Origin of the sequence: Paenibacillus sinensis (assembly GCF_019904155.1) — a bacterium.
GTDB classification, from domain to species: domain Bacteria; phylum Bacillota; class Bacilli; order Paenibacillales; family Paenibacillaceae; genus Paenibacillus_AQ; species Paenibacillus_AQ sinensis.
The window spans coordinates 1-12,963 of the sequence record NZ_JAHCMB010000200.1; the positions used below are offsets into that span (position 1 = coordinate 1).

The following is a 12,963-nucleotide window of genomic DNA, read 5'->3' on the forward strand; positions in this document are numbered from 1 at the left end:
TGGGAATGGGGATATGGAATTCTTTGGATAACCTTTTGAATTTGAGAGTTATTCCCGATAAGGAGCAGGTTGGGTTTTTCTTGGGAATTTATAATTTGGGGAATACCATAACTCAAGCTATTGCTCCAGTTATTGCTGCATTTATGATCTCAGCAATAGGATTCTCATCTATTTTTATAGTGTCATTTGTTCTCTCGATCATCGGAGGAATCTCCATTCTTTCCATTAAGTCCGTATCTCGGTAAGCCGAATATACGAGAGTTTTGGCCTATGACCGAGCCTCCATACCTGTATGTCGGTCATTCATATGGCGGGCTGATTATGAGGCTGTTCGCTTCCCAATATGAGGAGGTATCTGGTTTAGTGTGCTTGCGTTTGCTTGCAACCGGCAGGCGTCATACCTGTCCGCCCAGCCGGCGGACCACCTCCGCCAGCCGGGCGATCCCTCGCTCGAGCTCGGCCGGGGAAGCGTATGAGAAGGACAGGCGCAGATGCCGGCTGTCGGTGCGGTCGTACAGATCGCCTGTGTTGAGCAGCAGCCCTTCGGCCAGCGCCGCTTGAAACAGCTTCGGCAGCGGCAGCGGATGCTCCAGCCGAAGCCATACATAGAATCCGCCGGACGGGCGGTTCCAGGAAGCCAGTCCGGTAAAATGCTTCTCCAAGAGAGCCAGCAGCAGATCGCGCCGCTCCCGCAGCTTCACGCGCAGCGACTCCGTATGCCGGGCGTGGAGACCCTTCTCCAGCCAAATGGCGGCAGCCTGCTGGGACAGGGAGCTTGCACCGTAATCGGTCTGCATCTTGATGTCGGCCAGCCGCTGGATGACGGGCTCGGGCCCGGCGATCCAGCCGATCCGCAGCCCGGGGCTGGCCGATTTGGACAGCGTGCCGAGATGGAGCACGCGTCCGCTCCGGTCCATCGCCTTCAGCGGCGCGGGTGGCGGGGCATCCAGCCACAGCTCCTGATAGGCGCCATCCTCCAGAACGGGAAGTCCGAGAGCGTCGGTCTTCTCCATGAGCTGCCGTCTGCGTTCCTGATCCATCACAATCCCGGTGGGATTGTGAAAGGAAGGGATCGTATACAGCAGCGCCGCCCCGGTGCGTGCTGCCGCCAGCTCCAGTTCTTCCGGGATCAGGCCCTGCTCATCCATCGCCAGGCCGTGCAGCCGGACGCCAGCCGATTGAAAGGCGTGGATGGAGTACAGGTAGGAAGGCCTCTCCAGCAAAATGGACGAGCCCTTGGGAAGCAGGCCGAGCGAAATGAGCTGGAAGCCCTGGAGCGCGCCGGACAGGATCAGAATGGAAGCCGGATCGGCGTTAATCCCGCTGCGCGCCAGCTCCGCGCTGACCGCCCGGCGGAGCCGGAGGCTGCCGAGCGGCTCCTCATACGGCAGCGGCAGCGGGCCTTGCGCCAGCTCCGTCATTACAGCCGCCATTTCCGTCCCCGGCAGCAGGTCTGGACCCGGCTCTCCTGTGCCGAGCCGGATCAGCCCGGGGCTGAATTCCAGGCGGTTGATCGCCTGGATGGCCGGCAGGTTCGGGTAATGCCGGCCTTCCTCCACGTAGGCGAGCCAGCTCCCCCGGCTCGCTTCGCTGTTCACGGACCGGGCCACAGCCGTTCCGCCGCCATGTCTGCCCTCAATGAGGCCGTCCTCGGAGAGCAGGCCGAGCGCGGCGACCACCGTGCTGCGGTTGACGCCAAGCTCTCTCGCCAGCGTGCGCTGCGGCGGGAGCTTCGTGCCCGGCGGCCAGCTGCCGCTTGCGATTTTGCTCCGGATATAGGCGGCGATCTGCATATAGAGAGGAATCGGAGCGGAAAGGTCGGGGGTCCAGTCCGGCTTCGGGCCAGGACTTACTCTTCTGCTCTGACCTTCCTTATCCGGAAGCGGAGATTTGAGCGGCATGGGATCACTGCTCCTTCACGGCTGAGTTCTGCGTATCATAGCTTTCAGTATAGCATAGCAAAAGACGGCCGCCCGGCTTGGTTGGGCGGCCGTCTTCAGTTTTGGATGGTCACGGCCCGGGCCGGTAGACGGTATGATCGGTAAAGATCATATCGCGGGCCTGTCGCGGCTCCGGCAGTGATGGGCCAAGGAGGAGCAGCAAGCAATGACTGAAGCAATCGTACACGGAATGATATTGGCCATAGGCCTCATTCTGCCGCTGGGCGCGCAGAATATTTTTGTATTCAACCAGGGGGCGGCTCAGCCCGCCGTTCTCAAGGCGCTGCCCGCCGTGCTGACGGCGGCCATATGCGACACGCTGCTGATTACAGCATCGGTAGGGGGCATATCCCTGGCTGTTCTGGCGATGAAAGGGCTGACGCCGATTCTGTACGGAGTCGGCGCCGCCTTCCTGACGTTCATGGGCTGGAAAATATGGCGGGGCGGCTTCTCCGGAGGCCAGGCTGCCGCACTGCCGCCGAAGGGGCAGGCGCTCTACGCGCTGTCGGTGTCGCTGCTCAATCCCCACGCCCTGATGGACACCGTGGGCGTCATCGGGACGAGCTCGCTCCAGTACGCCGGTTGGGAGCGCTGGGCCTTCGCGGGGGCAGCCGCCCTCGTCTCCTGGGCCTGGTTCGCGGCTCTGGCCGCGGCGGGCCGGATGCTGGGGGCGGCCGACCCTTCGGGCAGGCTGCTCCGCTGCATGAACATCGTCTCCGCGCTGCTGCTGTGGGGCATGGCGGTGATGATGCTGTATCGCCTGCTGCGCCTGGCGGCGGGTTAGCCACCGATCTGCGACATGCGGCGGGCGGTTGGCGTATGGCTCTGCGCTTTCTTCTCAAGCGCCAGAGCCATTTCGTGGTTATGAGGCTTGCCGGCGAGCGCCCTGCGGAACAGCGCGCGGACGGCTTCGGGGTCGCCTGCCAGGGGGCGGACGTTATATTCGTCCGACCAGTACAGACAGGCCTTGATATGGCCGTCCGCTGTCAGGCGAAGCCGGTTGCAGTTGTCGCAGAAATGCTCGCTGACGGGATGGATGAGGCCAAAGGTGCCTCGGGCTCCGGTCACGCGGCGGTCCTGCGACGGACCCGCGCCTGCCGACGAATGGGCCGGCTCGGTCTCCCAGCCGGCTTCCCGGCATGCCTCCAGCACCCGCTCAAGCGGCAGATAGGTCTGCCGCCAGGAGTCGGTCGCGCTGCCGATCGGCATATATTCAATGAACCGCACATTCAGCGGACTGTTCAGGGTCAATGCGATGAAGTCCTTGATTTCGTCGTCATTGATGCCTTTCATCAAGACGACATTGAGCTTGATCGGCGACAAGCCGGCCGTCTGGGCGGCTTCGATGCCCTTCAGCACCTTCGCGACCTCGCCGCCACGGGTGATCATGGCGAATCGTTCCTGGCGAAGCGAGTCGATGCTGATGTTCACCCGGGAGAGCCCGGCGGACTTAAGGGACGTCGCCTTGCCTGGGAGCAGCAGGCCGTTCGTCGTCAGGGAGAGGTCCTCAATCTCCGGAATGTCAGCCAGCATGGCGACAAGGCGCTCCAGGTCGCGGCGTACCAGCGGCTCGCCGCCGGTCAGACGGATTTTGCGCAGTCCGGCGGGAGCGAGCGCCTTAACGATTGAGGCGATTTCTTCGTAGCTTAGAATTTCATCATGAGGCTGGAATTGCATGCCTTCCGCCGGCATGCAATAAATACAGCGCAGATTGCAGCGGTCCGTGACCGAGATCCGCATATAGTCGTGAACGCGTCCAAAAGGGTCTGTCAGCAGTTCCATGGCGTTGGCTCCCCTTTCGCTGGGCATACTGTTGTTATGATTATTTCAAATTTTATGGTTTTAAGGGTTCGCCGTCAATTCACATACAAGAAGACGATTCTTTTTATCTTAACATGAGGCAGGATAAGGGATGGGAAGAATTTGACGGTAATGCGACAATTGACCGGAAACTTCATAAAATGCTCAAAAAAAGCGCTTACAAATAAGGGTATAATAAAAACGCAAAGACCCGATAACTTTTAATTATCGCCTGCAACGAGTACAATAAGGATGGCCGCAGCAAGTCTGCACGCCGACAATCCGAAGGAGGACCTCTAAATGACTATGATGACCGTTCCTTCCCTGAATGTTCCCGACGCCTTTGGCCGCTGGCTGGAAACCAGGGGTTTCATATATCAGCTGTTCGCCGATTTTCTCGGCAGAAGACCGACTTTATCCCTGATCGCCCAGTGGAGCCGCAACCGGCAAATCGCCAAGGGAGCCGAAATATGGGATGCCGGGCGCGAAGTGAAATCTTATCTGTGCGGACGCAAGCCGCAGGAGCTGGTTGAACTGTGCGAGAAGGAAGGTGAAGAATACGACCGTCTGATGAAGGACGGAACACTGATGGGCGTTCAGCCGACAGAGGCTGCCCTTATCGGGGAGTCGGAGGCGTTCAGCAATGTGTTGTCCTGCCTGTACGCTTCGGCCGGCATCGTGTTCAAGAAATGCGGAGATGAGTCGGATGACCATATTGCCATCGAACTTGAATTCATGAACGAACTGCATGAGCGTATGCTCTTCAACAGCTTCTCGGCGAGAAGCGCGCTGGAGCTGCTGAACGTGCAGGAGAGCTTTTTACAGGAGCATCTGCTTCAGTGGACGCCTGAATTCTGCGAGCATCTGGATGAAGCGACAGACAGCCCGCTGTACCGGGGACTTGCCCGGATGCTGAAGGAATTCCTGCCGTACGATCTGCAAATGCTTCAGGCCTGGAGATCGTCCATGGAGAGCGCCGCCGCAGCGGTATAGTCCTGTAAGCCTGACCTTGATCCAACCGACTTCATAAGTAAGCCCTTCTTCCCCGCGGAAGAGGGGCTTTTGCAATTGATAACGGATAAGGGGCCCGCTTATTTCACAGCGGGGAATGGAGCAGGGGAAAATGTTCACTTTCGTTTCCCGGGGCGATGGATGCGGTTATAATGATGGCAGTAACATAGAGGAGGAAGGACATGGGGCTTTTTGTCGGCTTGGATATTGGAACGACCAGCACAAAGGTATTTGTGTACGAACAAAACGGTAAAATTCGCGGTTCCGGCAAAGCCGGCTATTCTCTTCTTGTACCCGAGCCGGGGAGGGCGGAGCAGCGCCCGGAAGACATTATGTCGGCCGTTATGGAGGCGTTCCGCCAAGCGATGAAGAATGCTTTCGTCAAGCCATGCGATATTGAGGCGGTGGGCGTCAGCACAGCGATGCACAGCCTGATGGCGGTGGACGGGGAGGGCAAGCCCCTGACTGATCTGATTACATGGGCGGACAATCGCAGCGCTCCCCAGCTGGAGAGGCTCAAGGACAGCGGGCTGGCGGAGGAGCTGTACAAGCTGACCGGTACGCCGGTTCATCCGATGTCGCCGCTCTGCAAGCTGCTGTGGTGGAAGGAGAACAAGCCCGGATTGTTTGACAAGGCGGCCAAATTTATTTCGATCAAGGAGTATTTGCTGCACCGTTTCTTCGGGGTGTATGTTCTGGACGTGTCGCTGGCTGCGGCTACGGGACTGCTTGAGGTCAGCGGAAAAGACTGGTCGGAGCGCGCGCTGAAGCTGGTCGGAATCAGCAGGGAGCGGCTCAGCCAAATCGTGCCGGTGACCGAGGTGCTGCACGGGATGAATCCGGAAATGGCGGACAGCTGCGGGCTGTCGCCAGATACGCCCTGGGTCGTCGGGGCGAGCGACGGCGCGCTGGCGAACATCGGCTCCGGCGCGGCGGGCCTTGGCCGGACCTCCGTCACGATCGGAACCAGCGGCGCGGTGCGCCGGTTCGCGTCCGAGCCGCTGATCGATCCGCAGGGCCGGACTTTCTGCTACGCTTTTGACGAGAAGCGCTGGCTCATCGGGGGGCCGACGAACAACGGCGGGATCGCGCTGCGCTGGTTCAAGGAGCAGTTCATGGACGGAGCTCCGTCAGGCGCAGGGGCGGACTCACGCTTCCGGGGCCAGCCGGAGAGAAGGCAGCGGCGCGGCCGGAACCATATCGTGATCGGTCCCGGCAAGCAGGGCTACGCCAAAGACGGCCCTCAGACGTTCGATGAACTGATCGGGATGGCAATGACAGTGCCGGCTGGTGCGGACGGCCTGGTGTTCCTGCCTTATTTGACCGGCGAACGCGCGCCTTACTGGGACCCGGATGCCCGCGGCGTCTTCGCCGGCGCGGGGCTGCATCACGGGCGGCCTCACTTCGCCCGCGCCGTGCTTGAAGGCGTGCTGTTCGCAGTCAATGGCGTGGCTGAGACGCTGAATGAGCTGGCCGGACCGCCTGAACGGCTGCTTGCTTCCGGCGGCTTTGCTTCCTCGGCGGCCTGGACCGGCCTGTTGGCCGACATGTCGGGCGTCCGCGTCGAGGTGCCGGACAGCTATGAGGCATCCGCGTACGGTGCCGCGCTGGTAGCGATGAAGGCGCTTGGGGCGCTGGATTCGCTGGAGCAGGGTGATGAACATATCGGAATCATCCGAAGCCATGCTCCGAATGAGGCGAACCGGGCGGTGTATGAGAAGCTGTATCCGCTGTTCAAGGACATGTACCGGCGGCTTGAGCCCGTATTTCCGCAGCTGGTCTCCATGCAGGTGCGCAGCTAGCGGTTCTCCAGGCAAGCGCATCACGTCACGGATTTCGTATGAGGATTTTCAGATGAGGTTTTCGGATGAAACGCAATAAGCCCTTCTTCGCTGTCAGCGAAGAAGGGCTTATTGCTATAGAAGTGCGAACCGAATCCCTGTCATAGACCGGGAGCGCGAGCCAGAGTCAACCGGGGTCCACCCAGGCGACCGTATAGACGGTCGGGCAGACAGGGATTCAAATTCACGATCCTTGTCATCGTGCAGGAGGTCGCCGACTCAGGCCTTGGGAACGCCCTCCCCGCAGAAAGGGCGCTTGCCGGCGCGTCAGCGTGTTCTTACTCTTCCGCCCGCTTGCGGCGGAACTTCATCAGGAACTCGTATACGACCGGCACGACGACCAGCGTCAGCAGCGTGGAGCTGATCAGACCGCCGATAACCGTGACGCCAAGTCCCTTGGAGATGATGCCGGCGCTGTTCTCAAGCCCTGTGACGAGCGGGAGCAGAGCGCCGATCGTGGCAAGTGCGGTCATCAGGATCGGCCGCAGGCGAGTGCCGCCCGCTTCAAGCAGCGCTTCGCGGGTGGATAGACCTTCGCGTTCCTTGTGGATAACGCGGTCGATCAGTACGATGGCGTTGGTGACGACAATGCCGATCAGCATGAGCGCACCCATGAGCGCGGACACGTTCAGCGTCTCGCCCGCGATCAGCAGGGCGACGAGGCCGCCGATGATCGTGAACGGCAGCGAGAACAGGATCGCGAATGGCGCAAGTCCGCCGCCGAAGGTTACCACGAGCACGAAGTAGACGATCGCGATCGCAGCTGCCATCGCGATACCGAGCTGGCCGAAGGTATCGTTAATCTGCTCGGTGACACCGCCGAATGTTACAGTGACGCCGTCCGGCAGTTTCATGGCGTCAACCTTATCCTTGACGCCATTCGAGGCGCTGCCGACATCGCTGGATGTGATATCTGCGGTGACGCTCACCATCATTTTGCCATCCATGCGGGTGATGGAATTCGGCGACGTGCCTTCTTCAATCTTCGCGACATCGCCGATTCGGACCGGAATGCCGAGCGGCGACGTCAGCGTCGCATCTTCCATCTGCTTGATGCTGCTGTACGTCTCTTTGTCAGAGTTGATATAGACATTGTAGTTCTTGCCATCGACCTGCACCTCGGTCAATACGGGACGGGTGCCCGAAGGGCTCAGCTTCATGGCGATCTGCCCTGCCGTAAGGCCGAGAGAGCTCAGCTTCTGCTGATCGGCGACGATGGTATATTGCCCGTAGGACTCGCTCAGGCTTGTCTCCGCGTCCTTGAAGTTCTTCGTATCCTTCTTGACGGTGTCCAGAATCTGATCGGTTACCGGCTTGATCTGTTCGAGCGAGTCACCGAATACATTGACGGTCAGCGTGCTGCCGCCGAGTCCGCCGCCAGACATGCCGGACATGTCGCCCCAGGTGCCGTCCGGCACTTCCTTCTGGAGCCCTTCGATTAATTGTTCCTTGACTTTGTCAAATTCGGGAGTGTCACTGTCATATGTGACGTAGAACAGGCCCGATTTGCTTCCTCCGCCCATGCCCATCATTCCGCCGCCGCCGATCGAATATTGCATCTGATCGACATGCTCCTGGGACAGGATGTATTTCTCGGCCTTCAGGCCGAGCGACTTCACGTCTTCCAGTGTCTGTCCGGCCTTCGGCGAGAAGGTCAGCGTGACGTTCTTCTCCTCCTGTGAAGGCAGGAAGCTGACGCCGATCGGCTTGATCAGGAACAGGCTGCCTACGAGGAGCAGCACCGCCGTACCAAAGGTGATCAGCTTGTGCGATAAGCACCAGTTCAGAATGCGGCGGTATCCGGCCGCCATACGGCCCGGCTTCTCGCCGTGATCCGCCTTGGATTTAAGCCCGTTCCGGAAGAGCGAGTGCGCAAGCGCCGGAACGAGGGTGACCGCCACGACGAGGGAGGCGAGCAGGGAGAAGACCATGGTCAGAGCGAACGGCAGGAACAGTTCGCCGACCATGCCGCTTACAAATGCGAGCGGCAGGAATACTGCAATTGTGACGATTGTGGAGGACATGATCGGCACGAACATTTCGCGCGTCGCCGCGCTGATCAGCTCGCGGCCGCGCAGATTCTCGCCGCTTAACGTAAGCCGGCGGTAAATATTCTCGATGACAACGATGGAGTCGTCGACGACGCGCCCTATCGCGACGGTCATCGCGCCAAGCGTCATCATATTCAATGTGATGTCCATCTGCCGCAGGCACAGAACCGCGATCAGGAGCGACAGCGGAATTGAAATGATCGAAATAATGGTAGAGCGGATGTTCCGCAAGAAGAGCAGAATAATCAGTACGGCGAACAAGGCGCCGAAGACTGCTTTGGACAGCATGGTGTGCACGGAGTCCTGAATCGGCTTGCCTTGGTCGAGCAGCACGGTCAGATCCAAGTCCTTATACTGCTCCTTCAGCTTGTCTATTTCATCCTTTACCTTGTTCACTACTTCGACGGTGTTGGCATCGTTCGCCTTAATGATCTGGATGCCAATGGAATCCTTGCCGTTGGTGCGGGAAATGGAGTCGGACTGTCCGGTCACTTCAATTGTGGCCAGCTCGGACAATTTGACGGTCGGCAGGCCCAGGTTAGCCGCCGCTCCGGCAGCCGTCCCTGCGGCACCGCCTGCTGCTGCTCCCGCAGTACTGCTTGCAGCTGCACCAGCTCCGGCTCCCGCTGCGCCCGCGCCGCTCATGCCCTGGCCCGCCGCGCCCGCGGCCTGCCCGGCATTTCCAGCACCCGTACCGGCTCCGGCTGGCGTATATGGGATGGCAACGTTCTTGAGGTCGTCGATGTTCGTAATATTGCCGTCAACGGCAACGGCCTTCTCGGACTGCTCCATCTCGAACAGGCCGAGCGGCACATGGATGGAGGAACCCTGAATAATGCCCTTGACGGTGTCCTCGGTGAGCCCGTACTGCTTCAGCTTGTCCGGATTGAACTTCAGGGACACTTCCTTGACATATTGCCCGGCTACGGATACGGAGGCCACGCCGTCCAAATCCTCCAGCGCCGGGCTGATGTCATTCTCCGCAATCCGGGTCAGACTCTCCAGATTTTGCTGGCTGTTGCTCGCCAGACTGAGGGAGATGACCGGCAGGGAGCTGAGGCTGAACCGGGTGATCTGCGGCTTCTGGACATTGTCCGGAAGCGTCACCTCATTCAGCGCTTCGCGGACGGCCGCCGTTGCGTTGTCCAGGTTGGTGCCGTATTCGAACTCGATGGTGATGTTCGAAGCGTTCTCCATGGACGTCGAATTCAGCGTCTTGATGCCGTCTACGTTGCGCAGCCGCTGCTCCAGCGGCTTGGTGACGTCATTTACGACACCCTCCGGAGCCGCGCCAGGGTAGACAGTTGTAATGTTGAGATAAGGAATGCTGATATTGGGCAGCGTCTCCTGCTTCATGGTCAGGCCGCTGTACAGGCCGGCGAACACCACGATAAGGGTCAGCAGCCAGATTGCGAACTTGTTCCGAAGCGAGAAATTAATAATACCTTTCATAACAGTACGGTAACACTCCTTCCGGTAAATCTCTTTTTTGTCTAAAACTCTACTGCTACCTACGTGTAAGATGACGGTTTGGTCTCACTTCCGTGTCGAAAGAATGAGGCTCTCGCATGGAGTAGTGAGGTTCTCAAGCTCTGAAGCAAGGGCGGCCAGTCCAGGACAGGACTGAAGATTGAGCAGCATGCCTTTGATGATTGCTCTTCGCGGCTGTACGCTCAGCAGTTCGCTCTCCAGAATGGACAACGACTCCCTGATGTCTCGGCTCTCTTCCGGCGAAAGGCCGGGAAGGCCGGCCGCCGACTCCTTCATTTCCCGGATCAGATGAAACGGATTGCTCTGCGCATCATCTTCATCCTTGGCAATCAGCGAGGTCAGCGTATCGGCGGACAGAAGCGGATCGGGCCGGGATGCCATCAGTCCCTCGGCGGCGATATCGAGCATTTGAACCAGATGAACGGCCGAGTGTGTCGGTGTAAGCGGAGATCTCGGGTGAAAAATAACCCGGATGTACGATTCAATCATGCCCTGCGCAAGCAGCCACAGCTCCCCTGTATAGGGGAGGATTTCCTGCCCGTATACCGACTCCAGACGACGCTCGAACCAGCGGATCAGGGGCACGAATATCCGGCACAGCCAGGCTGGCGGTTCCAAAGGATCGCTCTCCGCGAGATCCCGCACGGCCCGCTGGAGAAATTCGCGCAGCTCGTACATATGGGTAAGCATAGCCTCGACCTGGCTGCGCAGCATGTCCTTCGGAGACAGGCCGGTTTCCTGCTCCAGAGCGAGGAGAGGATCGCGGATCTTGCGGAAACAGTACAAATAGACGCTCTCCTGCAGCTCCTCCTTCGATTTGAACAAAAGATAGAGGCTTCCCTTGGAAATGCCGCATCGCTCGGCGATCTCCTGCATGGACGTGGAGGAAGCTCCTTTTTGGGCGAACAGCTCCATGGCTGTCTTGATGATCTCTATTTTTCGATCGGCTGATTTCACCGGGTAAGGAACTCCCTTCCATTGCTATTGACTTGCCGGTTCTCATATTGACTGCCAAGTCAAAGGTGATTATAGTATAATTTCGCCGGGGAAACAAACGCTGCTCAAAGAGGTTACAGTTTTGACTTATTTGCTATTTTGAATAGGGTTTGAGTAGGAAGAGGCGGGGCTTTCATGTACAATATATTTTGACATTTCAGTGAGGTTTTTGTCGAAGAAAAGGTAGGATGCCCTAATGAGAAGAGGAATTCAATCGGTCGTCATTATTGCCGCTCTGCTTGCTTTCTATTATTTCGGCTTTGGCATTTTCGGCAGTACCGGAGGGACGATCATCAGTATTTTTTCGACGCTGACTGTGGTTTCGATCAGTCTGGCGATCTTTATGGAGAACCGGAACCCGTCGACGACGATGGCCTGGATTCTGCTTCTGGCCCTGATCCCGGTCGTGGGTCTTGTGTTCTACTTTTTGTTTGGGCAAAATGTGTTCAAACGCCGCAAGTATGATAAAAAAGCGCAGCGCGACCTCATGGCCTATGAGCGGATCGAGAATGACGCGCTGCGGATGCATCAGGATTGGTCCAGCTTCAATACCGCCCAGCAGAAGCTGCTCGGCATGTCGCAGAGGCTGGCGCGGACGCCGATCTCCTTCACGTCGGAGACGCGGGTGCTGACCAACGGGGAAGAGACCTTCGGAACGCTTCTGCTGGAGCTCCGTCAGGCGCAGCATCATATTCATATGGAGTATTATATTTTCCGCGACGACGAGATTGGCACGCGAATCCAGCAGATTCTGATCGAGAAAGCGCGGTCGGGCGTCAAGGTGCGGTTCATGTACGACGCCGTAGGCAGCCTGCAGCTCTCCAAACGGTTTCTGAACGAGCTGTCGAATGCGGGCGTGAAGGTGGCGGCGTATGGAACATCGCGCACTTTCTTCTCCAGCCGGGTCAATTACCGGAATCACCGCAAAATCGTTGTGATCGACGGAGACGTCGGCTTCATGGGCGGTCTGAACGTGGGGGACGAGTACCTCAGCCGCAGCAAAACGTACGGGTTCTGGCGGGACACGCATATGCTCGTACGCGGCGAAGCGGTGCGGACGATGCAGATTATTTTTCTGCAGGACTGGATGCACACGACTGGAGAGCGGATTCTGGAGCAGGATTATCTGTCGCCTCAGCTGCGCTACACCTCGGGCGAAGGGGCGGTGCAGATTATCGCCAGCGGACCGGACAATGAGCGCCGGTCGCTCAAAAATATTTTCTTCGCCATGATCACCGCAGCCGAGAAGTCGGTGTGGATCGCGACGCCGTATTTTATCCCGGATGAGGACATCTACACGGCGCTGCGGGTTGCCGCCCTTTCCGGCCTCGATGTGCGTTTGCTGTTCCCGGGCAAGCCGGACAAGTGGATTCCGTTCCTGGCGTCCCACTCCTATTTCCCGATGCTGCTGGAAGCGGGCGTTCAGATTTACGAGTATGAAAAAGGCTTTATCCATTCCAAGCTGCTCATCATCGACGGCGAAATCGCCACGATCGGGACGGCCAACATGGATATGCGGAGCTTCCATCTTAATTTCGAAGTCAACGCACTGCTGCTGAAGACCGAAAGCGTTCAGCGCATCGTGTCGGACTTCGAACGGGATCTGCAATCCACCTCGCTCATCATTCATGAGAAGTTTATGGACAAGAAATTTCTGGTCCGGCTCCTGGAATCGGGAGCCCGCCTCATGTCTCCGCTGCTCTAAGGCAAGTGGGAGTTATCAGAGACGCCGAAGAAACGCTGCGCTGCAGCCGTTTGTTCGGCGTTTTTTGTACGAAGGCCGTGGCGCTGTGCGGGACTGTGCCTGGAATGGCAGGCCCTGCATATTCCACT

The 12,963-nt window shown here is 58.6% G+C and carries 9 protein-coding genes; 5 read left to right on the forward strand and 4 right to left on the reverse strand.

Features of this window, described 5'->3' with window-relative positions; all coding sequences use genetic code 11:
* Window positions 1–245 (forward strand): MFS transporter (locus KIH86_RS24880; protein ID WP_223110731.1); only part of this gene is annotated, 245 nt, incomplete at its 5' end.
* A 150-nt stretch (window positions 246–395) separates the two neighbouring features.
* Here the strand turns inward: KIH86_RS24880 and KIH86_RS24885 are convergent.
* Entirely contained in the window at window positions 396–1,901 is a 1,506-nt protein-coding gene (locus KIH86_RS24885; protein ID WP_223081289.1) for an aminotransferase-like domain-containing protein, read from the reverse strand.
* Window positions 1,902–2,106: 205 nt separating this feature from the next.
* Between KIH86_RS24885 and KIH86_RS24890 the strand changes: the two genes are divergently transcribed.
* Window positions 2,107–2,724: a LysE/ArgO family amino acid transporter gene (locus KIH86_RS24890; protein WP_223081288.1), complete on the forward strand. Its 618-nt coding sequence runs from the start codon at window positions 2,107–2,109 to the stop codon at window positions 2,722–2,724.
* Here KIH86_RS24890 and moaA read toward each other — a convergent pair.
* Window positions 2,721–3,722, reverse strand: a complete 1,002-nt coding sequence (gene moaA, locus KIH86_RS24895; protein ID WP_223081287.1) for a GTP 3',8-cyclase MoaA — start codon at window positions 3,720–3,722, stop codon at window positions 2,721–2,723. The two genes, KIH86_RS24890 and moaA, sit on opposite strands and share 4 nt — an antisense overlap.
* Window positions 3,723–4,040: 318 nt before the next feature.
* Between moaA and KIH86_RS24900 the strand changes: the two genes are divergently transcribed.
* Window positions 4,041–4,733, forward strand: coding sequence for a TorD/DmsD family molecular chaperone (locus KIH86_RS24900; protein WP_223081286.1), 693 nt, complete (start codon window positions 4,041–4,043; stop codon window positions 4,731–4,733).
* A 200-nt stretch (window positions 4,734–4,933) separates the two neighbouring features.
* On the forward strand, window positions 4,934–6,553 hold the full coding sequence (locus tag KIH86_RS24905; RefSeq protein WP_223081285.1) for a gluconokinase: 1,620 nt from the start codon (window positions 4,934–4,936) through the stop codon (window positions 6,551–6,553).
* Between the two features lie 317 nt (window positions 6,554–6,870).
* On the opposite strand, the gene KIH86_RS24910 is transcribed toward KIH86_RS24905, so the two are convergent.
* Window positions 6,871–10,095 carry an efflux RND transporter permease subunit gene (locus KIH86_RS24910; RefSeq protein ID WP_223081284.1) on the reverse strand — a complete coding sequence of 1,075 codons (3,225 nt, stop codon included), beginning with the start codon at window positions 10,093–10,095 and terminating at the stop codon, window positions 6,871–6,873.
* Between the two features lie 84 nt (window positions 10,096–10,179).
* Window positions 10,180–11,091 (reverse strand): TetR/AcrR family transcriptional regulator, encoded by a 912-nt coding sequence (locus tag KIH86_RS24915; RefSeq protein ID WP_223081283.1) that lies wholly within the window; start codon window positions 11,089–11,091, stop codon window positions 10,180–10,182.
* A gap of 235 nt (window positions 11,092–11,326) precedes the next feature.
* On the opposite strand from KIH86_RS24915, the gene cls reads away from it, so the two are divergent.
* Window positions 11,327–12,835, forward strand: a complete 1,509-nt coding sequence (gene cls, locus KIH86_RS24920) for a cardiolipin synthase (protein ID WP_223081282.1) — start codon at window positions 11,327–11,329, stop codon at window positions 12,833–12,835.
* The last annotated feature ends 128 nt before the right edge of the window (window positions 12,836–12,963 follow it).

Coding starts and splice junctions, on each gene's coding strand:
- cls (WP_223081282.1), top strand. CDS start 11,327: ATGAGAAGAGGAATTCAATCGGTCGTCATTATTGCCGCTCTGCTTGCT.
- KIH86_RS24910 (WP_223081284.1), bottom strand. CDS start 10,095: ATGAAAGGTATTATTAATTTCTCGCTTCGGAACAAGTTCGCAATCTGG.
- KIH86_RS24885 (WP_223081289.1), bottom strand. CDS start 1,901: ATGCCGCTCAAATCTCCGCTTCCGGATAAGGAAGGTCAGAGCAGAAGA.
- KIH86_RS24900 (WP_223081286.1), top strand. CDS start 4,041: ATGACTATGATGACCGTTCCTTCCCTGAATGTTCCCGACGCCTTTGGC.
- KIH86_RS24905 (WP_223081285.1), top strand. CDS start 4,934: ATGGGGCTTTTTGTCGGCTTGGATATTGGAACGACCAGCACAAAGGTA.
- KIH86_RS24890 (WP_223081288.1), top strand. CDS start 2,107: ATGACTGAAGCAATCGTACACGGAATGATATTGGCCATAGGCCTCATT.
- moaA (WP_223081287.1), bottom strand. CDS start 3,722: ATGGAACTGCTGACAGACCCTTTTGGACGCGTTCACGACTATATGCGG.